The following is a 26658-nucleotide window of genomic DNA, read 5'->3' as shown; positions in this document are numbered from 1 at the left end:
AAATGACACGCTTTCCGAAAACACCAGACTATCGGAGTGCCCATGGCGCGCGTTACCGTCGAAGATTGTGTCGACAAGATTCCAAACCGTTTCGATCTCGTCCTGCTTGCCGCTCAGCGCGCGCGGGAAATTTCCGGCGGTGCCGAACTTACCATTGACCGGGACCGGGACAAGAACCCCGTTGTGGCCCTGCGTGAAATCGCAGAACAGACGGTCAAGCCGAAGCATTTGCAGGAATCACTGGTCCAGTCGCTGCAGACGATTCTTCCCGATGAAGAAGACGAAGCTGACGATATCGGTTCGTTGAGCCAGTCGGCCGAAGCCATGCGCCTGTCCGCATCTGCGCCAACCCGGTCCACCTCGATCGGTGCCGACTACGACGGCTAAGGCGCCAACGCCGTTTTTATCAAGCCAAGGGGCCGCGCCGAAAGGTTGCGGCCCCTTGCTTTTGCGCCATAGATTCGCCGTGCGTCTATTTGCCGATGAAGGGCTGCTTTAGCGCGAAGCCAAGCTGCGCAGGCCGTTCATCCTGCCATTCTTCCAGCCCGATAGTCATCTGCGCCTGCGGATCATGTGGAAGTGCACGGTATGTGCCAAAAAGCCTGTCCCACAGCGACAATGTGGTGCCGTAATTGCTGTTGGTCTCCACCATTCGCGCCGAGTGGTGGATGCGGTGCATATCGGGCGTCACAATCAGCTTGCGCACCATCTTGTCCATCCGGGCCGGAAGCGCGAAATTGGCATGGGTGAACAAAGTGGCGACGGCAAAACCTACTTCGAATACAAACACCGCCATCACAGGCGCTCCTAGCGCGATCACCACAGCGCATTTGTAGGCCATCGACAAAAGTATCTCGGCCGGGTGAAAACGTGCAGCGGTAGTCACGTCGAAATCGCGGTCGGTGTGGTGCACACGGTGAAGGCGCCACAGCAATGGGACACGGTGCGTCGCCCAATGCTGCACGTAAAGCGCAAGGTCGAGCACGAGCAGCGTTGCTGTGAAAGCCAGCCATGCGGGTGCTTCCAAAACGTTGAACAGGCCCCAGCCGCGCTCCTGCGCCAGCACCGCCGCGCCAACCAGAGCCAGCGGCAACAGCAGGCGGATTGCAGCGGTGTCGATAAAAAACAGCGACAGATTGGTCAGCCGGCGGCGGCCGCGCGGAAGTACGTAGCCCCGGACAGGCGCGCTTATCTGCACAGCCAGGAACACAAAGAAAGCGGTGCCGACAATGCAAAGGCCAATCAGCGGCAATTGGTTCAGGGTGATGTCCGGCGCGATGTTCAGGGTGATGTTCGGGGCGATGTTCATGCTCGTTATGTGGCTGCCCGTCAGCAGTCGCACAAGGTGAGACTTGGCCCCGATTGCCACGACGCGATGCAGCCTATAGTGCAATGCGTTACAAACGGAGACGATATGAGCGATCTTCTGGATGGAATTGGTACAGCGACCGAAGGCGGGCTCTTCGCGCGCGCATTGGAACCGGATTCCGGTGCCCGAAAGCCGCATCCGGATCAGCCTGAAACCTGCCTGAACTGCGGCGCGCAGTTGACCGGTGCCTATTGCCAGGCCTGCGGCCAAAAGGGCCATTTGCATCGCACGATTGGTGCGTTCATGCACGATCTGCTCCACGGGGCGCTGCATTTCGAAGGCAAACTGTGGCGCACACTGCCTGTCTTGATATTCAGACCGGGCAAGTTGACCCGCCGGTATATCGACGGGGAACGCGCGCGCTTCGTATCACCCATGGCGCTGTTCCTGTTCGGCGTATTCCTGATGTTCGCCGTGTTCCAAATGGTTGGGCTGACCGCACCGAGCGATATCGACCCCGAACAGGCTTTTGAAGACACGCTGAGCGACGCGCACGCAGCGGCCGAGACAGAAATCGGGGTAATCCGCAACGATCTTGAAACGCAAGATTTGAACGACGCCGAGCGAGCGGAGTTGGAAGAGCGTCTGGCCCTGCTGGAGACCTATCTGGGAGAGAACCCCGATGCCGAGCGTTCGATAGCCGGCGACTTATTGAGAGGCATCCGCGACGGGGCGAGCGGAGAACGTGATGGCGCGGCAACATATCCAGCCAAGACCAGCCCTGCGGCAGATCAGAATGACGAGAGGATCGATCTTGCCGAAGGTGGCGGAACCGCAGTGTCGCTTGCCAGCGAAGAGACCGGGGTGGACTTCATCGATAGTGCCGTGGCCAAATGGCGGGCCAATCCAAGCCTGATGCTCTACAAATTGCAGGCCAACGCCTACAAATTCAGCTGGCTTCTGATCCCCATTTCCATACCCTTCGTGTGGCTGCTGTTCGCGTGGAAGCGGCGCTTCAAAGCCTATGATCACGCAATTTTCGTAACTTACTCGCTGAGCTTCATGACGCTGCTGTTTGTCACCGCATCACTCGTTGCGAATGCCGGCGCGCACGAGATTTTCGTGGTGCTGCCGCTGCTGATCATCCCGCCTGTTCATCTCTACAAACAATTGCGCGGTGCATACGAATTGTCGCGCTTCGGCGCGTTCTGGCGATTGCTGGTGCTCAGCGCGTTCATCTGGATTGTGGCCGCGTTGTTCTTCCAGATTCTGTTCCTGCTTGGATCGACGTGAGCGGAACCCGCGAATTCCTGCACCGGGTGGACGGCATCCGGAGGGAAGCCCAGTGGGTGACGACCCGTCCTGCCGATTTGCGCGCGGCAACATTCCTCGATGGACGGGAGACATTCTGGAGCGCGCAGCGGGTGGAAGCGATTGCCGCTCGCCAGCCTGAAGCTTCGCCGGCGTGCCGGATGATCTTTCACACCGGCTTTTGCGGATCGACCCTGCTCGCCCGCCTGCTGGATTCACCCGGAAGCGTGCTGGTGCTGAAGGAACCGCAGGCGCTTACAGATATTGCCAGTCAGGCCGCTCACATTCCGGCTGCACGAACAAATGATCTGCTGAGCTGGACGCTTGCTCAGATCACAGCGATCGCCCCCGCCGGGGAGGCACTGGCGATTAAGCCATCAAACTGGGTGAGCGGTCTCGCCCCGGCGCTTGTGGCAGGCGGACAGGTGGCGTGCGCGGTGTTCCTGACGATGGAACTGCGCCCATTCCTGCGCGCGGCTTTTCGCGGTGGCCGGGACAGGCTGGCCCATTGCATGCGCCTGGCAGAATTGCTCGCTCCGCAGCTGGAGGAGGGTGAATGGCTGATGCAGCGCGCCATGGCCGATGCTGCCGATCCGCTGGACCGTGCCGCACTGGTTGTCGCGCTCGCGCATCGCTTCCAGCTACAGTTGTTTGACCGCGCCCAGGATGGTCTTCTGCCCGCGAATACCGCGCGCATCGATCACGCCGAGCTAATTGCCGATCGCCGAGCAGCAGTGCAGCGTGCGGCAACGGCGCTGGGCCTTCCGCCGCCTGCGGAAAACCCGGCCGGTCTGGATCTGGTCGCCCACGCCAAAGACCCGGGCCGCCGTTATTCACTTTCGGAGGAGGACGAGGCGAACCGCGAAATAGAACTGCACCACGCCCACCGGTTCGATCTGGCGCTGGATTGGCTGGAAGGGATCAGGGTTTGAGTATTTGAGCGCTAGCGCTGTTCTGACCGGCGCAGCCAGCCGGTGACCGAATACCGGCGATAGGGCGTTGCGCGGGTTACCTCTGACACAGAGTGCATCTGCGGCACGGCAAACAGATTCAGCCGGTTGAACCCCGGCACTATCGCGTCTGCGCCATGGCCGTCGGCATCATGCATCAGGAACAGGCCACCCCATTCGATCCGCCATTGCGGATTAAGACTCATCACATAGGCGGCGCTGCGGTGTTTGCCTGCCACGTCATCATCATGGCGGGTCAGGAAATCGCCGGGGGCATAGGCTGTGGCTTGCGCATCAGCGAAGGCGATGGCCGCATCACCAGTAATGAATCGCAGCAATTCGCGGGCCGGGCCGTGCGATAGAAATCGCGCGAAGGCAAACACCAGATCATCGGACGCGGCGCGAACGGTATCATCATCAGGCACGCGCAGGGTTTCGTAGCGAAACTGGAAATCATGGCGCGCCCCGGCATATACCGCCTGATCCAGCGCTTCCTTCTGCGGCGCGTCCAGCCCTGCCTGGGCGGTACGGTCGAATTCAAAAATCTTGTCCGCACCGCTGTTGATCACCTGTTGCCAGTCAGTGCGTTCACGCAGCAATTGATACAATGCCTGAGCCTGATCCGGCTGGACGAAAGGCGCAATGGTCACACGTCCCGTGCGGGCGTATTCACCTGCCAATGCGGCTGCATCAATTCCCTCGTGGAGGGAGAATTCGCCCGCCAATGCCGTTCCCCTTTCGCCTGCCGTATAGGATCAGGCTCCCTGTGGCGCCTCGTCACTGCCGCCGAAGCGCTTGCCAGCCTTGGGGATGGCAGAACCGTGTGTCGGTACAACAGGGATCGGACCGCTTGGTGCATCGGGGCGATCAATCTTGCCGTCTTTCAGCAGCGAAGTAATCTCGTCGCCTGTCAGGGTTTCATACTCAAGCATGGCCTGAGCGAGAAGGTGCAGCTGGTCCTCATGCTCTTGCAGCAGGTCGGTGGCGCGCTTGTGCGCCCCTTCGACAAGGTCCTTGATTTCCTGATCAATGAGCTTGTTGGTTTCAGCACCCGCCATTGTCCGCGTGGTTTGACCCATGCCGAGATAGCCTTCCTGACTCGATTCATACTGGAGCGGGCCGAGCTTGTCGGACATGCCCCACTTGGTCACCATGTTGCGCGCCAGATCAGTGGCATACTGGATGTCGGAGCTTGCGCCGCTCGACACTTTATTGTGCCCGAAAATTATCTCTTCCGCCACGCGGCCGCCCATACTGACAGAGAGGTTCGCATGCATTTTGTCGCGGTGGTACGAGTAATTGTCGCGTTCCGGCAGACGCATCACCATGCCAAGGGCACGACCGCGCGGGATGATGGTGGCCTTGTGGATCGGGTCCGATGCCTCTTCATGGACGGCAACGATGGCATGGCCAGCCTCATGATAGGCGGTCATCTTCTTCTCGTCTTCGGTCATGACCATGGACTTGCGTTCCGTGCCCATCATCACCTTGTCCTTGGCGTCTTCGAACTCCTGCATGGCGACAAGGCGCTTGTTACGGCGCGCAGCCAGCAAGGCAGCTTCGTTCACGAGATTGGCAAGGTCTGCCCCAGAGAAACCGGGCGTACCGCGCGCAATCGTGCGCGGGTTTACGTCAGGCGCCAGCGGCACTTTCTTCATGTGGACGGCAAGGATTTTCTCGCGGCCATCGATGTCGGGAATCGGCACCACAACCTGACGGTCAAACCGGCCCGGGCGCAGCAGCGCGGGGTCCAGCACGTCGGGGCGGTTGGTCGCCGCGATGATGATGATGCCTTCGTTGGCTTCAAAACCATCCATTTCGACCAGCAGCTGGTTCAGCGTCTGCTCGCGCTCGTCATTGGAATTGCCAACGCCGTTGCCGCGGTGGCGGCCCACAGCGTCGATTTCGTCGATGAAGACGATGCACGGCGCGTTTTTCTTGGCCTGTTCGAACATGTCGCGCACGCGGCTCGCGCCGACGCCAACGAACATTTCGACAAAGTCGGAGCCGGAAATGGTGAAGAACGGCACCCGCGCTTCGCCTGCAATTGCGCGGGCAAGCAGCGTTTTACCAGTACCGGGTGAGCCAACCAGCAGCGCGCCCTTGGGGATCTGGCCACCCAGCTTCGAGAAGCGTTGCGGATCACGCAGGAATTCGACGATTTCCTGCAATTCTTCGCGGGCTTCATCGATGCCTGCAACGTCTTCAAACGTCACACGGCCCTGCTTTTCGGTGAGCAATTTGGCCTTGGATTTGCCGAAACCCATCGCCCCGCCAGCGCCGCCGCCCTTCTGCACCTGACGCAGCGCGAAAAACGCGATGCCGAGGATCAGCAGAAACGGAAGCGTGTTGATCAGCAGCGCGATCCACAGATTGCCCTGCTCCGGCTGGGTACCGGTGTACTGGACACCTGCGTCTTCCAACTGCTCGGTCAGGCGAGTGTCGCCCGGTACCGGAGTGGTGGAGAACCGCTCATCATTGCCCAAAACGCCCGTAATGCGATCGGAAGCGATGGTGACTTCGCGAACGCTGCCTTCTTCCACCTTCTCTTTGAAGTCGGAATACAGGATCGGCGTACCGGGCACTTCACGATCGCCCCCAAACATGGAGACGGCCAGCAACAGGGCCAGGAAAATGCCGCCCCAGACAAAGAGACTCTTCATCCAGGGGTTCGGTGTTTCTTCAGGTTCGCGATTCTCGCTCATGCGCAGGGCATCCTTTCGTGACCTCCAATGTAGGCGCACACGGGTGAATGGCAAGATAACGCGAACACGGGATTTGGACGGCATTTTCGATTGCTGTGAACGGCTGACCGCGCTGCGGAACGGCAGATTCGTCAAGCCCGCCAATCATTATGACAAGGTTCCTTGACTTATTTGCGAATCGTGTCTAGGTTCCTTTACATAAATTCAAGGAGGCTTGATATGATCAGGATTTACGAAGCACTCGGGCTTGCGGCCATCATGATTGGCATTGCACTTCTCAACGTGGCTGGTCTGGTTTCGGACGATGCCGCGCAAATGGCATTCATCACTATACCCGGCGTGACAGCCATCATGATTACGAGAGGCCAGCGCGGATGTACGCCTTGCTCGCCGTTTAGCCGGTTTGGAGGCAAGTCATGAACGCCAGTTCGCGCGCGAAGCCTGAAAAGCTGCGCTATCTGATCCGGATTGCACTGGCGATGGCGCTGTATCTCGGCTCGCTTTTCGCCGCCGAAATCCTGATCGAGGATCGCGGACTGTCAGGGTGGCCAGCCTATATGCTGGCTGCCCTGCCCGGCCTCGCCTTCGCAGCAGTCTTCTGGATCTTCGTGCGGCTCATCGTTGAAGAACGGGATGAGTTTTTCCGCATGCTTTATGTGCGCCAGTTGATGGTCGCGACCGGCATTGCCTTGACTGCCGCAGCCGTCTGGGGGTTCCTCGAAACCTATATGCCGGTACCGCATGTGCGCGCATTCTGGTGGCCCACGATCTGGTGCTTCGGCCTTGGTATCGGGGCGATCTACAACAAGATCACGATGGGCACCTTCGGGGAGTGTGCATGATGACGAGCGCAGCACACAGACACAACAAAGCCAATGCGAAACCAGGCATATGGGCTGGCCTGTTCGGCGCGAATGTCGCCGTTATCGCGGTACTGCACATCACCGGGGCCCTTGAGGGTGCGGCCCCCTTCATACTCTACGCGCTGAATTTCACGCTGCTGATCCCGCTGGTTCGAACAATATATCAGCGGCAGGAACAACAAGGCGCGATGAGCCCCGCGATGCGCAGCTACAACCGCCGGTTCTTCAGCTTCAGCGCGCTCTATATGGTCGTGATGCTGGCAGCCTCTGGCCTGTATGACAAAATGGCCGAGGGATCGGCAGTCGTGTGGCTGCTGGCCATCGCCCCGGCGCTTGCCGCCATGGGAATGATCTGGGCGATGTACCGCTATTTGCGCGAAGAGGCAGACGAATATCTGCGCCAGCGCGCCGTCAGCGCCGCGATGGTAGGCCTCGGTTTCGTGCTGGTCTTGGGCACAGGCTGGGGCTTCCTGGAAACCTTCGGCCTCGTACCGCATATCTGGGCTTGGTGGGTCTTCCCCGCATGGGCGATTGGCCTTGGCATCGGCATGGCGCGGCCTGAACGGGATGCTGGAGACCTGCCGTGAAGAACCGCCTCCGCGTCCTTCGGGCGATGCGAGAATGGAGCCAGCAGGAACTGGCGGACCGGCTGGAAGTCAGCCGCCAGAGCGTGAATGCCATTGAAACCGGCAAATACGATCCGTCACTGCCTCTCGCGTTCAAAATCGCCGATGTGTTCGGCCTGCAAATCGAAGAGATTTTCCTGCGCGATGTCGCAGAACAAGCGGCTGAATAACCGCGCAATCAGAGGATCTTGTCATGACGCCTTTCTTCAACCGGCTTCGGCCGGAACGCCTGTTCTTTGCCTATGCCTCCGTGCTGTTACTGCTGGCAGGAGTGACGCTCCTGATAGCTCGTCCGGCGGCGGCACAAGACGCATCCGGGCCGGTTCGTTTCAGCGTGGAAGTGAGCGGGGAGGGACCCGATGTCCTCTTCATTCCAGGACTTTCGACCAGCCGGGAAGTCTGGCGTGATACGGTGGACGGGCTGGATGGCCACCGCGCCCATCTGATCCAGCTGCGCGGCTTTGGCGAGGACGCAGGGGTCAATGCCCGGGGGCCGATCATGCAGCCTGTCGTGAACGAACTGGCGCGCTATATTCGGGACAATGATCTACGTCAGCCCGCTGTTATCGGTCATTCGCTTGGCGGTTTGCTGGCGATGAAGCTTGGCGTATCGCATCCTGATCTTGCAGGCCGGATCATGATCGTCGACAGCATGCCGTGGTTTGCGGTGATTACCGTCATTCCGGGCACCGAACCGCAAATGACCGCAGTCACGGCGCAGGCAGAACAGATGCGCGCCATGATGCTGGGTCTTTATGGTCAGGAGATACCCGAAGCGGCAAATGACGCACTGCTGCGAAGCTATATCGTCGATCAGACCAATTTACCGCTTCTTCGCGAATGGACTGCCGACGCCGACCCCCGTGTGACCGGGCAGTTGTTCTACGAAGTAATGATTGCGGACATGCGACAAGATATTGCCGCCATCACTGTGCCGGTTACTGTGATTTATCCGCACCGCCCCGGTGCGATGCCGCAAGAAAGCGTCGCCGCCTTTTATCGCCAGCAATATGCCGCTTTGCCGGCCGCGCAGCTTGTCGGTATCGGTCCAGCGGCGCATTTCGTGATGGTCGATCAGCCGGAGGCGTTTCGCGAAACGCTCCAGATGTTCCTCTCGGGCCAATAACAACGGCTTTGGGTAAATGCGCAGGTTTCGACCAGCAACCGGCACAAATGAATCCCGCAATACTGGAAAAGCGCGGCGCGTTGTGCAAATCGCAACAATCACGCACTAAACGGCAGCGTACTGGACGCTGCACACTCTTTCAAAAGGTCACACATGCTGCTGCCTACGCGCACGGTCGAAAAGGTTTGGGGCAAGGATGTCCTGCCCGCGCCATTCGTCGCGCCAGAAGGTGTCCGTGTGGGCGAAATCTGGTTTGAACCGCCGGAAAATTTGCCGGAACTGCTCGTCAAATACCTCTTCACCAGCCAGAAACTCTCGATTCAGTGCCATCCCGATACGGTACAAGCGCGGGCTGCTGGTGTGGGCCGTAGCGGAAAGGAAGAATGCTGGCTGGTGATCGCTGCCGAAGCGGGCGCAACGCTGGGTGTGGGCTTCGATAATGAAATCGGCGCCGCAGCCATGCGCGGCGCAGCGCTGGATGGTTCGATAGAGGATTTGCTGACCTGGCACGTAGTGCAGGCGGGCGATTTCTTTTACATTCCGGCAGGCACGGTCCACGCAATCGGGCCCGGCTGTTCGATTATTGAAATCCAGCAAAACTCGGACATTACCTACCGGCTCTACGATTACGGCCGCCCGCGCGAATTGCATCTGGACGAAGGTTTGGCTGTTGCACGCGGAATCCCGCATCCGGAAACGCTGCGCGGCAGCATACCACAAAACGGTCATGCGACGCTTGTCGATGGCCCGCACTTCCGCCTCGATCTGGTGGACGGCATCGCCGATGACGGCCTGCTGTATGCCTATGCTGAAAGACTGCTGGTCGTTCCGCTGTCGGGCGATGTGCTGGTCACAGGCAATGTCGTCAAGCCCGGCGAATGCGCCTATGCACCCGGGCTTGCGAGCGTCACATTTGCCCCCACTGGCAAATGCCTGGTGACCGCACCGATAGGCTGATTACACCACCCCGAATGCCAGCATCGCGTCGGCAACTTTCTTGAAGCCTGCGATATTTGCACCCTTCACATAGTCCACGTGGCCTTCGCCCTGATCACCGTACTCGACACATTTTTCATGGATGTCGGCCATCAGTTCGGTGAGCATGTCGCCCAGACGTTCCTGGTTCCAGCTGATGCGCTCGGAATTCTGGCTCATTTCGAGGCCTGAAACCGCAACGCCGCCGGCATTGGCCGCTTTGCCAGGGCCGTACATGATCTTGGCGTCGTGGAAGACTTTAACCCCGTCCAGCGTGGTCGGCATATTCGCGCCTTCGGATACGGCGATGACGCCGTTTTCCACTAGCTCTTTCGCTTCACCTTCGTTCAACTCGTTCTGCGTGGCACAAGGCAAGGCGACATCGCACGTTACATCCCAAGGCCTTTTGCCGTCGTGATAGGTCGCGCCGGTGAAATGGTCGGCATATTCGCTGATCCGGCCGCGCCGCTCGTTCTTCAAACGTTTGACCCAATCGATCTTCTCCTGATCGATGCCATCAGGATCGTGAATGAAGCCGCCTGAATCGGACAAGGTCAGCACCTTGCCGCCAAGCTGGACAATCTTCTCGGCCGCATGGGTGGCGACATTTCCTGAACCGGAAATTACCGCAGTCTTGCCTTCCACATCATGCCCTGCATGTTTGAGCATGTTCTGCAGGAAATACACGGCGCCATAGCCAGTCGCCTCGGGCCGCATCTGCGATCCGCCATATTCCGTGGCCTTGCCTGTCAGCACGCCTTCCCAGCGGCCTGTCAGACGTTTGTACTGGCCGAACATATAACCGATTTCACGCCCGCCCACGCCGATATCGCCGGCAGGCACATCGGTATTGGGGCCGATATGGCGGTACAGCTCGCTCATGAAGCTCTGACAGAAGCGCATCACTTCGGAATCGCTTTTGCCCTTGGGATTAAAGTTGGATCCGCCCTTGCCCCCGCCCATCGGCAGACCGGTGAGCGAGTTCTTGAAAGTCTGCTCGAAGGCGAGGAATTTCAGCACGCTTTCATTCACGCTGGAATGGAAGCGGATGCCGCCCTTGTAAGGGCCAATGGCGTTATTGTTCTGTACCCGCCAGCCGCGCTGCACGCGGATGTTGTGCTCGTCATCTTCCCAACACACACGGAACGATACAATACGGTCGGGTTCGGCGATGCGGCGAAGGATTTGCGCGGTGTGGTACTGTTCCTTGTCTTCGATGAATTCGAAGATGTCCTGTGCCACTTCCTGCACTGCCTGGATGAATTCGGTTTGCCCGTGATTGCGCTTCTTCACGCCCTTCATGAACTGATCCAGATCAACGTGACGATCGTATACTGAAGCCATATCGCGGCCCTCCCCTTATGCCGTTATAATTTTCTGTTCCCGCTGCACTATGGCGCGTTTTTTCTCCAATGATCAATGCCTGCACGCTTGCAAATGCATAGTCGCGCGCTGCAAGAGAGGATGAAAGAGGGGGATTTAGTGGCACGGGAAGCGCCTTTGCGCATGATAAACAGCGGTTGGCGCAGTGTGCGTGAGGCCGGACCCAAACGGCTGGTGCTGACAGGCCTGCTGCTGCTGCTTGCGCTGTTGCTTGCGCGGTTCAGTTGGGATGTGCCTTTCACCGGGCAGGCGGAGCGTGCGCTGTATGATTCCCGCGCTTACACCTTGGCTCAGGAGGTGGAAGGCGATGACCGCGTAACGATGGTCGTCTACACCGATCAGACCCTGTTCGATTACGGCAAGCGATCCCCTCTCCCGCGGGATCTGCTCGCCAATGCTTTGACCGCGATCGATGCCATGGGAGCAAAGGCCATTGGCATCGATATCCTGTTCGATCAGCCGCAGGCAGAAGACGAAGAATTGATCGCTGTGCTGCAATCCATGCGGACCCCGGTGGCAGTTGCCTTTGCCGAAACGGAAACAAACGCTGCCGATATCGAATATTTTCAGCAAGAATATCTGGTTGAATTCCTGAACCGGCTGGAGGGCAGCAATGCCCGCCCTGCCAGCATCAGGCTGGACGACCAATACGGCGCTACCCGCGTTTGGCCGCAAGTTTTCGATCACTTGCCGCCGGTTCTGGGCAGAGTGATGCTGGAGGACGCAGGCCAAGGCCCGCTGACCATGCCCGGTTACGAAGGCGGCATCCGCTATCGGCATACCGCGCTGGAAAGCCAGATTGATGCAGAGACCGGGCAGGCGATGGACGCAACATCGATCTTCCCCATGCTCGACATTACCCTGTTTGCGGATCCGGCGCTGCTGGAAATCCCGGCCATCGCTGAGGAAATTCGCCCCGCGATCGAAGGCAAATACGTGCTGATCGGCGGCGATCTGACAGACTTCGACCGGGTCGAAACCACCTTCACAAGCATTGATGGTGAAACACCTCCAGGGCTGGAAGTTCACGCCGCGCTGATCGCGCAAATGCTCGACGGCGCCGCGCTTTCACCGATCTCGCCTTACTATCTGTGGGCGCTTGTCATCCTGGTGGTGATCGCCGCGACGCTGACTGCGCTGCTGGAGCTGCGCGACTGGCGCATCTTGCCGCTGCTCGCCGGCCAGATACTGCTGTTCATCGGTCTGCCGTATTTCCTCCACGCGCGCGGGGTCGACACATATGGCTTTCCAGCCATCGGCCCGGCGCTTGGCTGGGTCATTGCCTTCACTGCCGTCACCAGCGCGGCGCGCGCATCGGGCGCAGTGCAGCGACGTTTTGCGCAGGGTGCATTGGGCAAATATCTGCCGCAGAGCATTGCGGATGAAATCATCGAAAAGCCCGAATTGCTGAGACTTGGCGGAGAAAAGCGTGAGATTTACGTGCTTTTCTCCGATCTCGAAGGCTTCACCAAGATGAGCCATGCGGTCGAACCGGAAATGGTCGCCAAATTGCTCAATCGCTACCTCGAAATGCTCAGCCAGGTCGTGCTTGATCATGATGGCATCCTCGACAAATTCGTGGGCGACGCTGTCGTCGCATTCTGGGGTGCGCCCATTTCGCGGCCCGATGATGCCAGGCGTGCGGCAGAGGCCGGTTACGCCATCTGGCAGGCAGGCGAAGCGTTTCGCGCGGAGGTCGCCGCGATGGACCCGGATCTGCCCAAGATCGGCAAGACCCGTGTGGGCCTGCATTTCGGCGAAGCTGTCGTTGGCAATTTCGGCGGGGAGAACCGTATCCAGTATACCGCGCTGGGCGATTCCATGAACACTGCCGCGCGGCTCGAATCCGCGAACAAGACACTGAAAACATCAGTCATGGCGAGTGCGGAATTTGCCACCCGTTCCGGCCTCGACTGGTGGCGGCGTATGGGCCGCGTGGTGCTTTCCGGCCGTGCGCAGCCAGTCGATCTGTATGAGCCGGCACCCGATTTCGCCGCTGCCAGCCGAGCGGAATTGGCAGAGGCGGTGGCATTGCTCGATACCGACAGGGCCGCTGCGCTGGAGCGGCTGCAATCGTTAGCGGCAGCCAATCCGGATGATGCTGCACTTGCAGCCCTCGTCATCCGCAGCCATGATCTGGATATGGATGGTGCCTATGTGATGGCGGGGAAATAAATTGGCTGCAATCAATCAACGCAGTGCTGCGCAATCGTGTTATAGATGATCAACACACAAGGGAATCTGTCCATGAATTCGGTCCGCAAGACCATCTTTGGTATTATCGCCGCAGTCATCTCACTGGCATTTGTTCCGCAAATTGCACTCGCTGGCACTGTTGTCGCGGCAAGCGGGCCGTCAGCTTCGCAATATCCGGTTGGCACCCGCCTTTCGGATACGCAGCGGGTGACGCTGCGCGAAGGCGATACGCTAACTGTCTTGCAAGACGGCCGCACACGGACTTTGCGCGGACCCGGAACATTCGTGCTGGCGCAGCGCGCACCGCAGGGCCGCAACCGGGCGCTTGCCGCGCTAACCACGCGCCGCGCTGCGGACCGGGCGCGCACCGGGGCTGTGCGCGGCGATGGGGAGGAAGTGACCAATCCCAACCTCTGGTATGTCGACGTCAGCGTCTCGGGCACGGTGTGCCTTGCCAATGCCGATCCGGTTCGGCTGTGGCGGGCAAGGACAGAGGATGCCGCTGTCTATACGTTTTCACGGGAAGGCGCCTCGGAAGAGCCCGCGCAGCTGATTTTCCCCGAACGCGAAATGCTGGCCATGTGGGAATCTGCCGTACAGCTGCGCGAGGGCGAGATGTACACGATCTCCTCCACGGTTTCGGACGATGTGGCACAGGTGCGTTTTGTGTTCCTGCAGGAAATTCCCGAGGATCCGGAGGATTTGGCGCTTGCGCTGATCGAAAACGGCTGCACAGTGCAACTTGAACAAATGTCACAGGCTTTGGCTGCAAGCTAGATCCGTGATCCGCGCAAACCGCGCGGACACTGGCATTGTAATTTACGATTGTGGAATCACGGCCAGGGGGGCCGCCACCATCGATGGGGAAGGGGGAAAGCAATATGGTCAGCCACGCGCGATATACCGTGCTCGCGCTTGCAATGGCGGCCATCCTTACCCTGACACTAGGTCTGACAGCGGGCGAACCGCTGAATGCGCAAGGCAGCTATTCCTTTACCGGCGTTGCTTCCTGCGCAGGGTCGACCTGCCATGGCCGCAGCGAAGGCAATGGCGCGATTGTCCGGCAGGACGAAATCGCAACTTGGCAAAGCCCCTCTGCCGTTAGCGGCGCACACAGCCGCGCTTATGCAATCCTGGGTTCACGCCGTTCGCGCCAGATCGCGGGCACGCTGGGTCTGGGCGATCCGCAATCGGCGCAGTCCTGCCTCGGTTGCCATTCGACTTTTGCGCCCGCCTCCGAACGCGGACCGCGCTTCCGGCTCGACGACGGCGTTGGCTGCGAAAGCTGCCACGGCGCCTCTATCGGTTGGCTGTCGAGCCATTACGAAGTGCGCGGGACGCACCCGGCCAATGTCCGCAATGGCCTGGTCCCGCTCGAACAGCCGACAACGCGGGCGCGTGTATGTCTTGATTGCCATTATGGCAGCACGGAAACGGGGCAGTTTGTCACCCATGAAATGATGGCGGCAGGCCACCCTCGCATCACTTTCGAACTCGATCTGTTCAGCGCATTCCAGCAGCACCACGATGTCGATGACGATTATATCCAGCGCAAGGGCCGGCCCGATGCTGTGCAATTGTGGGCCGTTGGCCAGGCAGAGGCAGTAGCGCGCGCGACGGACCTGTTCGCCCGTCCGGCTTTCGGCACCCAAGGTGTATTCCCGCAACTGTATTTCTATGACTGCCACAGCTGTCACCGTTCCATCACTGATGGCGATGACCGGCGTCTGACGTTCGAGACAAATCCGGGCCGGCCGATCGCCTTCGGCCAACCGCCCTTCAATGATGAAAATATCATCATGCTTTCGGCCGTTGCGGATACGCTGGCGCCCGGGCGCGCGCAAAGCTTCCGCAGCGCCAGCCGCCAGTTCCACTCAGCCATGGATGACGGCCGCGCAGAGGCGCAAACAGCAGCGATTGCGCTGCGCAGTGAAGCGCTGGAACTGTCCGGCGCACTGGCAGCGCGTCCCTATGGGCCAGACAGCGCCTTTGCCGTAATTGAACGGATCGGCAATGGTGCAACCTCTGCACGCTTCACCGACTATGCCGGTTCGGTGCAGGCCGTGATGGCAATCGATACACTTCTCAATGCGCTGGTGAGCGATGGCCGCGTGACCGTGGGTGCAGCAGCGGGCATCCGCACCAACATCAACCGCGCCTATGCTGCCGTGCGCAGCCCCGAAACCTATCGTCCATCAGATTTCCGAAGCGCTCTGGGTCAGGCAGTCGTCGCGATAGAGCGGCTGCAATAATGCATTTGCGAAGGGGGATCACTTTCCTGACGGCAAGCGCCCTGGTGCTGGCGAGTTGCGGCGGCGGTGGATCGCAGGGCGGGCAGAACGGCAGCGGCAATGCCGTGGTCCCCACACCAACGCCCACTCCTCCGCCATCAGGCCGGTTGTTTGCCCCACCAGCGCAAGAGGCGCTTTCTGTTTCCGAAGTGCAGACCATCATCGCACAAGCGGTAAACGAGGCGCAGACACGAGGTTTGCCCTCCATGATCGCGGTGACGGACCGGGTCGGCAATGTGCTGGCCGTGTTTGCCATGAACGGCGCGAATCCGGAAGCCGTGGTCAGCCGCAACCGCATCGGCGCGCCTCTGCCGCAGGGTGACATGCTTGGCTTGCAAGGCGTGGCAGTTCCTTCTCAGGTCGCCGCCATAGCGAAGGCAGTAACAGGCGCGTATCTGTCGAGCGGAGGCAACGCTTTTACCACCCGCACCGCCAGCATGATCGTGCAGGAACATTTTCCACCAGCACCAACCACCGTGGGGCTGGAAAGCGGGCCATTGTTCGGCGTGCAGTTCAGCCAATTACCGTGTTCCGACTTGTCGGCACGGGCGAGCGACGGGCTGATCGGGCCCAAGCGTTCTCCGCTGGGCCTTTCCGCTGATCCCGGCGGAATTCCACTGTACAAGAACGGCGTCGTCGTGGGCGGTATCGGCGTGATGGGTGATGGCAATTACGGATTTGACGCCAATATCCTCGATACGGAAAACGACGCGGAAGAAGCGATTGCCGTGGCAGGCGCGCAGGGCTTCATGGCGCCCACCGACATTCGTGCGGACCGGATTTTCGTGGACGGGACAAGCCTGCGTTTCAGCGATGTCACAGAAGCGCAAATCGCGCCGTCATCGGGCAATTTCGCCGCGATCAGCGGAACTGCGGGCATGCTGCTGGCCGTGGAAGGTTATAACACCGGCGTGCTTCGCGCCGGGACAGCTTACGGAAGCGAAGCATCCGGCATGCGCGCGGCCACGCCTGCCGAATTCAGCAACCCCGATGCATTTGTCCTCAGCGATGGTGCGGGCAATGCGCGGTACCCCATTCGCGGCGGAACCGATGCGGCCAGCGTTGCCCAGCCGCTGAGCGCTGGGGAAGTGCGCGCAATCATGGAAGAAGCGTTCGCCGTCCTCAGCCGGGCCCGTGCGCAAATCCGCCGCCCGCTCGACAGCCGGATGCAGGCGAGCATCAGCGTGGTCGATACGCATGGCGAAGTGCTTGGCATTGTGCGCTCTCCCGACGGGCCGATCTTCGGGGTCGATGTGTCCTTGCAAAAAGCACGCACTGCGACATTCTTCTCAAGCGCAGTTGCAGCGCCCCAGTTGCAAGCTGTTCCGGCACCGCCGGGCGGCCTGAGCGGCGCGGATTACGTCACGCGTGTGCGGAGTTTTCTCGGTGATCCAAATGCGCTGACCGGTACATTTGCTTTCGCAGATCGTTCGGGCGGCAATCTGTCGCGCCCATACTTCCCCGATGGCGAAGTGGGCCAGATACCCGGCCCGCTTTCGGTATTGGCATCGGACACATTCAGCCCCTTTGCGGTTGGCCTGCAAACCGATCTGGTGGTGCCCAATATCGTGGACCACGTGGTATATGTCGCGTCCAATGGTGCAAACGCAGATACGCAGCGCGGCTGCACGAAAGTGCCGAATTCGCCTTCTGGCAGCCCGCGCATCGCCAATGGCATCCAGATTTTCCCCGGCAGCGTGCCGATATATCGCGCCGGAGAGCTGATCGGCGGCATCGGCGTGTCAGGCGACGGGATCGATCAGGATGACATGGTCAGCTTCCTTGGCCTTAATAACGCAGGTGTCCGCCTGGGCACCCTTGGCAATGCCGATCCGGCCATCCGCGCAGACCGGATCGTAGTCAATGTAAACGGGCGCGGCGTGCGCCTGCGCTATATCAATTGCCCGTTCGCACCGTTCCTCGATACTGCCGCCCAGAACGTGTGTCAGGGATTATAGGCGATGAGCACAGCCCTAGCCCTTCTCATCTTGCTTCAAGCGGCCCCATCCCAGGATGCGCCCCAAGAGCAATCGCAAGAGCGCCCCGATGGCGGCCTCGGTACGCAAGTAGATCCTGCCGATCCGATCGATCCGGATATAATCGATGGTCGTCGCCGCCCCGGCTTCACCGGTGAACTGCCCGATCCCGTTACCCAGGATAATCGAGGAGCTGTGCGCGCTCCGCCGCCGCAAGCTTTTCCGGCTGATCAGATACCCATCCCCGATCGCTGGCGGCTGATCCAGAACCTTGGCCTTGTGACCGAAGACGCGCTCGATCCCTACAACCAGAATACCTACAAGGGCGATCGCCCGATCTGCATCAATTCGGATGAAGAACGGCAATACCGCGCCGGACTTCGCGCCGCTGCGGAAGAGGAAGAGCGCGCCCGGGCCGCCGAGGAAGGCCGCATTTACGATCCTGCTGGCGTTCCCTACCCCTATGGCAGCGATGATTGCTGGACACCCCGCTTCCTTGGGCTGGAAGGCAATGACTGGTTCTTTGTCGCCAATGCCATCAGCGATACGGTAATCGAACCGCGCACCTTCCCCATCCCCGTAGGCGTGCAGACTACATCCGATCCAGACCGGCTGGATGTGTTCGGCAATGATTTTTCGCCCGTATTCAGCCAGACATTCATCTTCGGCGCCGCGCTGATAAAGGGGTCCACCGCTTACAAACCGCCTGACGTCGAATACCGCCTGACGCTGGCTTACAACATCAGTCATGTCGATGTGCCCGAACGGCGCGTGCTTCTGGTAGAGCCGAGCCGCGCGTCCAATCGCACCGACCAGTTCCTTGGCGTGCAGGAAGCCTTTTTCGACTATCACATCCGCAACACATCGGACCGGTACGATTTTGACAGCTTCCGCATCGGCATCCAGCCATTTCAGGCCGATTTCCGCGGCTTTCTGTTTCAGGACAGCCAGCTAGGCCTGCGCTTCTTCGGCACGCGCGACAACAACCGGTTCCAGTATAATCTGGGCGCGTTCTGGCGACTGGAGAAAGACACTAATTCAGGCCTGAACTCGGTCGTGCAAGCACCACGCAGCGATTTTGTTTTTGTTGCCAACGCTTACCGGCAGGACTTCCTCATACCCGCGCTCACCAGCCAGTTCACGCTGGTCTACAACATGAACCGCGAAGGCGGCGATGTGGAGATTGACGACAACGGATTTCCGGTGCGCCCCGCCCTGCTGGGCGATCTGCGTGGGCGCGATTACGATGTTGTCTATGTAGGTTACAACGCCGATGGCCGCATCGGGCGCATCAATGTCACCGCCAGCCTATACGGGGCCTTTGGCGAAGACCGCAATTCTATCTTTACCGGCCAGCCTGCCGATATCCGCTCTTTCTTCGGTGCAGCGGAACTCAGTTATGACCGGGACTGGGCGCGCTTCCGGCTTTCCGCCTTGTTCGCCAATGGCGATTCCGATCCGTTCAACAATGTCGAGGCGGGCTATGATGCAATCTTCGAAAATCCGATTTTTGCAGGCGCAGATACGTCGTACTGGATGCGCCAGACCATCCCCTTTGCCGGCGGCGGGCGCGCGATCAGCCTGAATGGCCGCAACGGCCTGCTCAATTCGCTGCGCAGTTCGAAAGAACAGGGGCAAAGCAACTTCAACAATCCTGGCCTGATCCTGACCGGCCTTGGCGCGGATTTCGATCTTACGCCGGAACTGCGCATATCGACCAACGCCAACCATTTGTGGTTTGAAGATACGACTGTGCTGGAAACATTGCGCGTCGAAGGTTCGATCCCGGCCGACATCGGCTATGATGTGTCGACAGCTGCGATCTGGCGACCACGCGCAAATCAGAACCTTGTATTTCGCCTGTCTGCGGCCGCTCTGGTAGCTGGTGAGGGCTTTCAGGATCTTTTCGACAACCGGGGCGGTGATAATGTCTATTATTCCGTCCTCGCCAATGCGACACTGAGCTACTGATGCGGCGACTATCCCCCACCACAATCGTCACGGTCTTCTTTGCCGGCTGTGCGGCCATGCTTGGAACCGGCAGCCTGCTGGCAGAAGGATATGAAACCGCAGTGGTGCGGGACTATGAAGCCGCTGGCGTCATCGCGCCGCCCGCCCCGCAAAACCAGACCCAAATGCTCGCTGATGAAAAGTCCGCGGGGTGCAATTCCTGCCACGTGCGCACCGATGCACCGACCATGCATGTATCGGACGCGGTCGTGCTTGGCTGTACCGATTGCCACGGCGGCAACGCGGATGTTTACGGCGATCCCGATCTTGGTTTTGAAGCGGCGGAATACATCACTGCCCGTGAAGCAGCGCATGTTTTGCCCACCTATCCAAGCAGTTGGCACTATCCCAGCTCCGCCAATCCGGAACGCAGCTATTCCCTGCTTAACCGCGAAAGCCCGATTTTCGTGCGCTTTGTGAACCCCAGCGATTACCGCGTGGCGCGGGAAGCCTGCGGATCGTGCCATATGCCGGTGATCGAGGCGGCGGAGCGTTCTCTCATGGCATCAGGCGCGATGCTGTGGGGCGGCGCAGCCTACAATAACGGCATTTTGCCCTACAAGAATTACGTGCTTGGCGAGGCTTACACCCGCGAGGGCGAAGCGGCAGTCATCCAAAGTCCAGGCGAACCGCATGGCACGGTGACCGAAGAGCAGGCCGCACGCGGCGCGCTCGCCACGTTGTACCCGATGCCGACGTGGCATGTCGTACCGCCGGGCGATGTATTCCGCGTTTTCGAGCGTGGAGGCCGCACGATCAACACGCAGTTCCCTGAAATCGGCCTGCCCAATCCGACCGGTCTGCTGCAACGCCTGGAAGAACCCGGTCGTCCTGACTTGCGCCAATCCAATCGGGGGCCCGGCACCGGCCTGCGCGCCGCCATACCGGTCCTGAACATTCACAAGACCCGCCTGAACGATCCCTTCACCTGGTTCATGGGGACGAACGACCAGCCTGGCGATTATCGCCATTCCGGCTGCGCATCGTGCCATGTGGTTTACGCCAATGACCGCGAACCGCGCCACTCGCTGATCTACGCGCAATACGGGCGCGACGGGCAGACAGTGACTTCCGATCCGACCATCGCGCAACAGATCAATCGCCTGCACGATGACTATTCCGGCGATCACGGCGAAGAGCATGGCGATGAGCCGGAGCACGGCGATCTGATCGGCCCCGGTGAAAGCCATGATGACGAAGGCGGCGCCCTGTCGCTCGACCCGCCGGATGACCGTGAACGCGGTCACCCGCTGCGCCACGTGTTCACCCGCGCCATTCCTACTGCGCAGTGCATGAATTGCCACATGCACCAGCCCAATATCTTCCTCAATTCCTACCTCGGTTATACGATGTGGGATTATGAAAGCGACGCGCCCTTCATGTGGCCCGGGCCGGAAAATACCACGCCACGCCCTGCGGGAATGAGCGACGAGGAGTATGAGGAATTCTTCCTGCGCCAACGCTACCCCACCGCAGAACAAGTGCGCGAAGTGCTGGACCGCAATCCCGAAGGCGCCGCCCCGCGCGGTCTTTGGGGCGACATGGATTTCCTGCGCAACGTCTACGATCTCAATTCAGAGCTCGAAGACACGCAGTTTGCCGATTACCATGGCCACGGCTGGACCTTCCGGGGCATCTTCCGCCGCGACCGCGAAGGCAATCTGGTTGACGAGGACGGAGAAATCATCCGTCCGCCAGAGGAAACCGACACTCCCGAAGATGCCGCCCGCCATGAAGATCGCTGGCGCCAGCGCTTCCGCCGCGACGGAGAAGAACAATTCGTGCAGCCCGGCACCAATCCAGGCGAAGCCGTGCATCTGATGAGCATCCATGCCGAAGCCGGCATGCAATGCGCCGATTGCCATTACGCGCAGGACAGTCACGGCAATGGCCTGATCTACGGCGAAGTCGCCAATGCAGTGGAGATCGGCTGCAAGGATTGCCACGGCACGGCAGACGATTATCCCACCCTGCGCACCTCCGGCCCGGCGGCCCCGCCGCAGGGGCACGACCTTGCCTTGCTGCGCAACCCCGATGGCCAGCGCCGCTTTGAATGGACCGAAGAAGGCAACGGACGCCGCACGCTGATCCAGCGAAGCATCGTGGATCCTTCTCTGGAATGGGAAGTCAGCCTGGTGCGCGACAGCGTTGACCCAACGCATCCCGACTTCAACGCCCTGTCCGCCCGTTCCAAATTGATGAGCGCGGACGGCGCGGAAACAGGCCGCTTCGAATTTGGCCCCGGCGTCGCTCTGGAAAACCGCGCCCATGGTGAAGAGGAGATGGCGTGTTTCACCTGTCACCTGTCATGGACGACAAGTTGCGGAGGGTGCCATCTGCCGATCGAGGCGAACTGGCAAAGCGAAAGCCACCGTTATGAAGGCGAAACGACGCGCAATTTTGCAACCTACAACCCGCAGGTCGCGCGCGACCAGATGTTCCAGCTGGGCATTCACCAGACGACGAAAGGCAACCAGATTGCACCTGTCCGCTCCACCAGCGCGCTGATCCTCAGCTCCACCAATATCAACCGCGAACGGATCTATGTGCAGCAGCCGCCGATCAGCGCGGCGGGCTTTTCCAGCCAGGCCTTCGCGCCGCATTTCCCGCATACGGTGCGCCTGACAGAGACCAAGCAATGTTCCGATTGCCACCTGTCTGAAGCAGAAGACAACAATGCAATCATGTCGCAGCTGCTGCTGCTCGGCACCAATTTTGTAAACTTCGTGGGGATGAATGCATGGACCGGACAGGAAGGCGGCTTCGAGGCCACGCGCGTTACCGAATGGGAAGAACCGCAAGCCGTGCTCGGCAGCTATCTCCACCGCTATGCCTATCCCGATTACTACCGCATGCATGTGGACGATAATGGCCGCGAACTGATCAATTGGGCACGCGGCGATATCTTTGACGCAGACTTGTCGGGCGAAACCCGCGCGCTCGAAGAATTCGCCAATGTCCATGAAGGCACAGGCGACCGTGTCGGCTGCCTGCAGATGCGCGGCGAGTATATGTTCGTGGCAGAAGGCAGTGGAGGCTTCCGTGTCTATGATATCGCCAGCATCGCCAACAAGGGCTTTTCCGAACGCATCATCACCGCGCCGTTCAGCCCGCTGGGGCATGATACCCATGTGAGCAGCGAAAACGCCACCTGCATGGCGCTCGCCACAACGCAGCCCATCGCACCAACCCGCAACACCGCAGAACTGCGCGCAATGAACCAGGAACAGCCGTTCCTGCCGATTTATTCCTACGCCGCCGTCACCGATGCGGTTGAAGGGCTGATCATGATCAATGTGGATACGCTGGCTGACGGGGAACTGCGCAACAACAATCTGGACCGCCTGACCTATGCTGATGGGTCTGACGCGTGGAACCCGGACGGCGTGCTGACCGGTGCGCGGCATATCACGTTGGCAGGCGCAGTGGCCTATATCACAGCCGATGTCGGGCTGGTGGTGGTCGATCTGGCAGACCCGGCCAATCCGCGCCTTGCCGCCGTGCGCCAACTGACGGACGCGCGCGCGACCACTCTGCAATTCCGCTATCTCTGGGTCACCGATGCCGAGGGTGTAAAGCTATTCGATGTAACTCAGCTTTCCAATCCCGTTGCGCGGCCTGAAGGCACTGTGCCGATGGCCAATGCCCAGCGCATGTATATCGCGCGCACCTATCTTTACGTGGCGGCCAAGCAGGAAGGACTGGGAATTGTCGACGTCACCCGCCCGCTAGCCCCGCGGATATACCGCATGGAAACACTCGGCGGCACGATGACCGATGCTGAAGACGTAATTATCGCCAGTACCAACGCCAGCCTGTTCGCCTATGTTGCGGACGGGGTGAACGGGTTGAAAGTGCTGCAACTGACCAGCCCCGAAAGCCAGCGCAATTTCTACGGATTCAGCCCCGCACCGATGCCCCAAATGGTGGCATGGGCGCGAACGGAAACGCCCGCGATCGCGCTGAGCAAGGGCCTGGACCGGGACCGGGCGGTGGACGAAACAGGCGGGCAGATGGCTGTATTCGGCAGGCTTGGCTCTCGGCCATTCAACCGCAGCGAAATGGAAAACCTGTTCCTGACCAGAGCTGGTGTGCCGTGGCGCGTTTCTGACGAGCCGGATATGTCGGCTTGGCAGCCCGGTGCAGGGCCGGTTGCAGGGCGGCGCAGGCCGGGGCAGTAAAAGCGCGTTCGCTTTTTGCGGTAATTCCAGAATTCCAGAACGGTTTCGCTGCTACATTCCGCTTCGTGCTCGCCGGAATCAACCAGTCGTTCGATGGTTATGGGGCGAGCGGCCCCCGGTGTATTATCCCGTCCCCTTTTCCGCCTCCATCTCGCGGATCATCGGCTGCAAATGCGGGCTGTAATAGGCGATGGTTTCCCAGTCGCACACGCGTTCATAATGGCTGACAATATTGGTCCCGTCCCAGCGGTGCAGCGCATAGGTGGGCGGTTCGGTAGTAATAAGCGAGCGGCTATCAGGAATATCGCTGCTGATGGAACGCAAATCCATTGACACCAGCGGCGCGACAGACGGCGTGACGGAGACCGGAATACCGCAAAACCGCGCGTTCAATTGCCGGTGCAAATGGCCGCAATGGATGGCCTGCACCTGATCGGCCCGCCCTTCAAGCGCAGCGGCGAGATTGGCGATCCATTGCTCTGACGGGTCCGGGTCCATCCATGCAATGCCGGAAACGACAGGCGGATGGTGCATGAAAATCACTGCAGGCGTGTCTGAATGTTCCTCCAGCACGGTCATGAGCCAGTCACGGCGCTTTGTACAAAAGGCTCCGCCGTGGCGACCCGGCTCGAACGTGTCGAGCGACACCACCAACAGGCCGTCCTGCACAAAAGCGGACTGGATAAAACCATGTTCGTCGGTTGCTGTGCCGGGAAAAGCGCGCAACAATTCCTCGCGGCTATCATGGTTGCCGACCAGCGCCTTCACCGGGAACGGACATTCGGCCAGCATTTCAGCCGTGCGGGTGAAGCTGTTGCGGTCTCCGCGATCAGTAATGTCGCCAGTTACCAGCAGCAGGTCCGGCGTGTTGGGCTGGGCCAGCAATCTGTCCAGCGTGGCGCGAAAACGCGTACGGTTCAGCTCCTCCGGCCTGGCGTCCGGTTCAAATCCGATATGTATGTCGGTCATCTGCGCGATCAGCATCGCGGTTCCCCTTCAACTGGCCTTCTTGTGGGCCCTGCCCTCAACCGCCGCCTTCCCGTCTTCGTGCCGCGATTTGTGGCGGAGCAGCGGCAGCCCCGTCACGCGGGTGATAAGAATGGCACATGGCGCAGCTGGAGGGGACATCAGCCTCAAGCGCGGTCTCTCCCAAATGGCAATCACGGCAGCTTTCCAGATCTGGCAGCAGCAGATCGCTCGCCGAATCCGATGTATCGGCGGCGTGGCAGGTGGAGCATTCCTCCTGCGTATGAGAGTCATGATCAAACCAGCCGTGCTGGAAATACCTGTCTCGCTGCGTCACCGGATGCACCGCAAGCGCGCCGGTAGCCGAAGTGTCGCGGTAATGGCATTCGCCGCAAATGCCTTCATCGGACATCGCGTTGCGAATACTGGGCACCGAAACACGGCTGAAGTTACCGTAATAGATACCGCCTTCGGCATATTGGCCGGGGCGGCGGCGGCCACTTGCAACCGGTCGGCGCGGGGCACGGTCTGCGGCGCGCAGATCAGCCTCTACCTGATCAAGATCACCGTGACTTAAGGAACGGAAAGTGCTGCCGACCTGATCATAGACAAGGCTGTGACAGCTTTCGCAGCTCGTCTCCATATCGACCGGCAGGAAGCGTACGCCGTCCGCAGTAGGCGTGTGGCAACTGGCGCAATCCAGAACTTCCCCGTCCAGCCGCATAGCCATGCGCGCGACACCGTTGGTGGTGGAGAGATGTTCATCATGCGGAAATTTGAGCCCGTTGAAGTCCCTGAGGCCCGCTGCAAGCTCGCTGCGCTCCTCCTCGGCCCCGCGTGCAGGGCGCACCAACGCCTGAAATTGCGGGTGGAGTGTGCCGAAATCGCGCGCATTGCCAAGCGCAGTGTCAGTCAGACGACGATCCAGCGTATCATGGCAGTCGGCGCAGAATTGCTCCGAAGTAGGCTCCATCCGGCCCGCGCCTTCATGTTCCGTATGGCAATCTGTGCAGGCACCCGGACCGGGCTTGTTGAACGCTTGCGCAATATCCCACAGAACCGCTTCGCCGCCGGAAAATTCGGGCATGCCTGTGACAAGGCGCCGCGGTTCTGCATGATCTCCCAGCCCTTCATGACAGCTGACACATGTTTCATCGCGCACGGCGACAAAGGGTTCAACATGGCAGGCTTCGCAACTGTCTTCCAGACTGTGATGGGCGCTGGATAAACTTCCAGTCGACCAGCTTGCATCCATGATTGTCGCGCCCGGCCCGTCGCCGGGATCGCCGCCCGTCGGGCGATTCATGTGGGAGTAAATCGGTACAGCGAGAAATGCGATCAGTACGGCCAGCGCCCCTGCCCACGCCATCGCCCGCTTGCCCGGTAACGTGCCCGACAGGCCGAAACCTGCCAGTCGGTCCCGCGCTGCGCCGGTGGATGCTTCCACCTTGCGCTGGGTAATAACGGCGCGGCCCTGATCATCGCGGGAAAATTGCAGGCGGTATGCGCCCAGCCCGATTTCACCGCCCTTGGCAGGATCAATCACCGCATGTTCGGTAGCTACGCCATCAAGGGTGAATCCGAGCGTTCCTGCTGCCCGGACGTCCAGCGTGTCCTTCAGGCCCGGCGTGATGATGATGTGTTGCTGCTCAATCGCCAGATCGGGCAGATGGATGGTGTTCTCGCTGGCCCGTCCAATGGTGAGCTTGTCTGTCTCGGCCTCGCGCTCGCGCACGATTTCCCGCCCGCCAGACGTGACATCAATGCTGCGTATCAGGATATTCATCGCA

At 60.1% G+C, this 26658-nt stretch carries 21 protein-coding genes; 15 read left to right on the top strand and 6 right to left on the bottom strand.

The genetic code is table 11. From position 1 onward, the window contains the following. The first annotated feature begins 42 nt into the window (after positions 1 to 42). Positions 43 to 387 (top strand): DNA-directed RNA polymerase subunit omega, encoded by a 345-nt coding sequence (gene rpoZ, locus AB731_RS03850; RefSeq protein ID WP_047092347.1) that lies wholly within the window; start codon positions 43 to 45, stop codon positions 385 to 387. Between the two features lie 85 nt (positions 388 to 472). On the opposite strand, the gene AB731_RS03845 is transcribed toward rpoZ, so the two are convergent. Further along, positions 473 to 1309 (bottom strand): sterol desaturase family protein, encoded by an 837-nt coding sequence (locus AB731_RS03845; protein WP_082126329.1) that lies wholly within the window; start codon positions 1307 to 1309, stop codon positions 473 to 475. Positions 1310 to 1414: 105 nt separating this feature from the next. Here AB731_RS03845 and AB731_RS03840 point away from each other — a divergent pair, with 105 nt between their 5' ends. Together AB731_RS03840 and AB731_RS13575 are read left to right on the top strand one after the other, a co-directional pair. Then, entirely contained in the window at positions 1415 to 2602 is a 1188-nt protein-coding gene (locus AB731_RS03840) for a DUF3667 domain-containing protein (protein WP_047092348.1), read from the top strand. Further along, the gene (locus AB731_RS13575) at positions 2599 to 3552 is read left to right on the top strand and encodes a hypothetical protein (protein ID WP_052768852.1); all 954 of its coding nucleotides are present in this window, start codon (positions 2599 to 2601) and stop codon (positions 3550 to 3552) included. Before AB731_RS03840 ends, AB731_RS13575 begins: the two co-directional genes overlap by 4 nt. A gap of 11 nt (positions 3553 to 3563) precedes the next feature. On the opposite strand, the gene AB731_RS03830 is transcribed toward AB731_RS13575, so the two are convergent. Together AB731_RS03830 and ftsH are read right to left on the bottom strand one after the other, a co-directional pair. After that, positions 3564 to 4295, bottom strand: coding sequence for a 2OG-Fe(II) oxygenase (locus tag AB731_RS03830; protein ID WP_052768853.1), 732 nt, complete (start codon positions 4293 to 4295; stop codon positions 3564 to 3566). A gap of 30 nt (positions 4296 to 4325) precedes the next feature. Beyond that, positions 4326 to 6275 carry an ATP-dependent zinc metalloprotease FtsH gene (gene ftsH, locus AB731_RS03825; RefSeq protein WP_047092349.1) on the bottom strand — a complete coding sequence of 650 codons (1950 nt, stop codon included), beginning with the start codon at positions 6273 to 6275 and terminating at the stop codon, positions 4326 to 4328. 219 nt (positions 6276 to 6494) lie between these two features. Here ftsH and AB731_RS03820 point away from each other — a divergent pair, with 219 nt between their 5' ends. From AB731_RS03820 to AB731_RS03795, 6 genes are all read left to right on the top strand, one after another. After that, positions 6495 to 6695, top strand: a complete 201-nt coding sequence (locus tag AB731_RS03820; RefSeq protein ID WP_047092350.1) for a hypothetical protein — start codon at positions 6495 to 6497, stop codon at positions 6693 to 6695. Next, positions 6692 to 7117 carry a hypothetical protein gene (locus AB731_RS03815; RefSeq protein WP_052768854.1) on the top strand — a complete coding sequence of 142 codons (426 nt, stop codon included), beginning with the start codon at positions 6692 to 6694 and terminating at the stop codon, positions 7115 to 7117. Before AB731_RS03820 ends, AB731_RS03815 begins: the two co-directional genes overlap by 4 nt. Further along, positions 7114 to 7725, top strand: a complete 612-nt coding sequence (locus tag AB731_RS03810; protein ID WP_052845689.1) for a hypothetical protein — start codon at positions 7114 to 7116, stop codon at positions 7723 to 7725. Before AB731_RS03815 ends, AB731_RS03810 begins: the two co-directional genes overlap by 4 nt. Next, positions 7722 to 7934 carry a helix-turn-helix transcriptional regulator gene (locus AB731_RS03805; RefSeq protein WP_047092351.1) on the top strand — a complete coding sequence of 71 codons (213 nt, stop codon included), beginning with the start codon at positions 7722 to 7724 and terminating at the stop codon, positions 7932 to 7934. Before AB731_RS03810 ends, AB731_RS03805 begins: the two co-directional genes overlap by 4 nt. A gap of 23 nt (positions 7935 to 7957) precedes the next feature. After that, positions 7958 to 8890, top strand: coding sequence for an alpha/beta fold hydrolase (locus AB731_RS03800; protein WP_052768856.1), 933 nt, complete (start codon positions 7958 to 7960; stop codon positions 8888 to 8890). Between the two features lie 153 nt (positions 8891 to 9043). Further along, positions 9044 to 9847 (top strand): class I mannose-6-phosphate isomerase, encoded by an 804-nt coding sequence (locus AB731_RS03795; protein ID WP_047092352.1) that lies wholly within the window; start codon positions 9044 to 9046, stop codon positions 9845 to 9847. Here the strand turns inward: AB731_RS03795 and gdhA are convergent, their stop codons facing one another. Beyond that, positions 9848 to 11209: an NADP-specific glutamate dehydrogenase gene (gene gdhA, locus AB731_RS03790; RefSeq protein WP_047092353.1), complete on the bottom strand. Its 1362-nt coding sequence runs from the start codon at positions 11207 to 11209 to the stop codon at positions 9848 to 9850. It abuts the gene before it with no gap. 162 nt (positions 11210 to 11371) lie between these two features. On the opposite strand from gdhA, the gene AB731_RS03785 reads away from it, so the two are divergent. The 6 genes from AB731_RS03785 (at position 11372) to AB731_RS03760 (ending at position 23902) form a co-directional block, all read left to right on the top strand. Further along, positions 11372 to 13423: an adenylate/guanylate cyclase domain-containing protein gene (locus AB731_RS03785; protein WP_231638828.1), complete on the top strand. Its 2052-nt coding sequence runs from the start codon at positions 11372 to 11374 to the stop codon at positions 13421 to 13423. 72 nt (positions 13424 to 13495) lie between these two features. Continuing rightward, positions 13496 to 14221 (top strand): hypothetical protein, encoded by a 726-nt coding sequence (locus AB731_RS03780; protein WP_047093072.1) that lies wholly within the window; start codon positions 13496 to 13498, stop codon positions 14219 to 14221. Positions 14222 to 14304: 83 nt separating this feature from the next. Then, positions 14305 to 15696, top strand: coding sequence for a multiheme c-type cytochrome (locus tag AB731_RS03775; protein WP_047092355.1), 1392 nt, complete (start codon positions 14305 to 14307; stop codon positions 15694 to 15696). Next, a complete protein-coding gene (locus AB731_RS03770) occupies positions 15696 to 17693 on the top strand; it encodes a heme-binding protein (protein WP_047092356.1) in 1998 nt (665 codons plus the stop codon). Before AB731_RS03775 ends, AB731_RS03770 begins: the two co-directional genes overlap by 1 nt. A gap of 3 nt (positions 17694 to 17696) precedes the next feature. Continuing rightward, positions 17697 to 19682, top strand: coding sequence for a hypothetical protein (locus AB731_RS03765; RefSeq protein WP_047092357.1), 1986 nt, complete (start codon positions 17697 to 17699; stop codon positions 19680 to 19682). Further along, positions 19682 to 23902 (top strand): multiheme c-type cytochrome, encoded by a 4221-nt coding sequence (locus tag AB731_RS03760; protein WP_047092358.1) that lies wholly within the window; start codon positions 19682 to 19684, stop codon positions 23900 to 23902. Before AB731_RS03765 ends, AB731_RS03760 begins: the two co-directional genes overlap by 1 nt. A 123-nt stretch (positions 23903 to 24025) precedes the next feature. On the opposite strand, the gene AB731_RS03755 is transcribed toward AB731_RS03760, so the two are convergent. Next, positions 24026 to 24886, bottom strand: a complete 861-nt coding sequence (locus tag AB731_RS03755; RefSeq protein ID WP_047092359.1) for a metallophosphoesterase — start codon at positions 24884 to 24886, stop codon at positions 24026 to 24028. A gap of 40 nt (positions 24887 to 24926) precedes the next feature. Continuing rightward, positions 24927 to 26654, bottom strand: coding sequence for a cytochrome c3 family protein (locus AB731_RS03750; RefSeq protein ID WP_047092360.1), 1728 nt, complete (start codon positions 26652 to 26654; stop codon positions 24927 to 24929). Between the last annotated feature and the right edge of the window lie 4 nt (positions 26655 to 26658).

It is taken from the genome of Aurantiacibacter marinus (genome assembly GCF_001021555.1).
In the GTDB taxonomy this organism is placed as follows: Bacteria; Pseudomonadota; Alphaproteobacteria; order Sphingomonadales; family Sphingomonadaceae; genus Alteraurantiacibacter; species Alteraurantiacibacter marinus.
This window is presented reverse-complemented; position numbering and strand designations above follow the sequence as displayed.

Coding starts and splice junctions, on each gene's coding strand:
- gdhA (WP_047092353.1), bottom strand. CDS start 11,209: ATGGCTTCAGTATACGATCGTCACGTTGATCTGGATCAGTTCATGAAG.
- AB731_RS03765 (WP_047092357.1), top strand. CDS start 17,697: ATGAGCACAGCCCTAGCCCTTCTCATCTTGCTTCAAGCGGCCCCATCC.
- AB731_RS03815 (WP_052768854.1), top strand. CDS start 6,692: ATGAACGCCAGTTCGCGCGCGAAGCCTGAAAAGCTGCGCTATCTGATC.
- AB731_RS03750 (WP_047092360.1), bottom strand. CDS start 26,654: ATGAATATCCTGATACGCAGCATTGATGTCACGTCTGGCGGGCGGGAA.
- AB731_RS03820 (WP_047092350.1), top strand. CDS start 6,495: ATGATCAGGATTTACGAAGCACTCGGGCTTGCGGCCATCATGATTGGC.
- ftsH (WP_047092349.1), bottom strand. CDS start 6,275: ATGAGCGAGAATCGCGAACCTGAAGAAACACCGAACCCCTGGATGAAG.
- AB731_RS03775 (WP_047092355.1), top strand. CDS start 14,305: ATGGGGAAGGGGGAAAGCAATATGGTCAGCCACGCGCGATATACCGTG.
- AB731_RS03800 (WP_052768856.1), top strand. CDS start 7,958: ATGACGCCTTTCTTCAACCGGCTTCGGCCGGAACGCCTGTTCTTTGCC.
- rpoZ (WP_047092347.1), top strand. CDS start 43: ATGGCGCGCGTTACCGTCGAAGATTGTGTCGACAAGATTCCAAACCGT.
- AB731_RS03770 (WP_047092356.1), top strand. CDS start 15,696: ATGCATTTGCGAAGGGGGATCACTTTCCTGACGGCAAGCGCCCTGGTG.
- AB731_RS03810 (WP_052845689.1), top strand. CDS start 7,114: ATGATGACGAGCGCAGCACACAGACACAACAAAGCCAATGCGAAACCA.
- AB731_RS03795 (WP_047092352.1), top strand. CDS start 9,044: ATGCTGCTGCCTACGCGCACGGTCGAAAAGGTTTGGGGCAAGGATGTC.
- AB731_RS03845 (WP_082126329.1), bottom strand. CDS start 1,309: ATGAACATCGCCCCGAACATCACCCTGAACATCGCGCCGGACATCACC.
- AB731_RS03760 (WP_047092358.1), top strand. CDS start 19,682: ATGCGGCGACTATCCCCCACCACAATCGTCACGGTCTTCTTTGCCGGC.
- AB731_RS03780 (WP_047093072.1), top strand. CDS start 13,496: ATGAATTCGGTCCGCAAGACCATCTTTGGTATTATCGCCGCAGTCATC.
- AB731_RS03785 (WP_231638828.1), top strand. CDS start 11,372: ATGATAAACAGCGGTTGGCGCAGTGTGCGTGAGGCCGGACCCAAACGG.
- AB731_RS03840 (WP_047092348.1), top strand. CDS start 1,415: ATGAGCGATCTTCTGGATGGAATTGGTACAGCGACCGAAGGCGGGCTC.
- AB731_RS03755 (WP_047092359.1), bottom strand. CDS start 24,886: ATGCTGATCGCGCAGATGACCGACATACATATCGGATTTGAACCGGAC.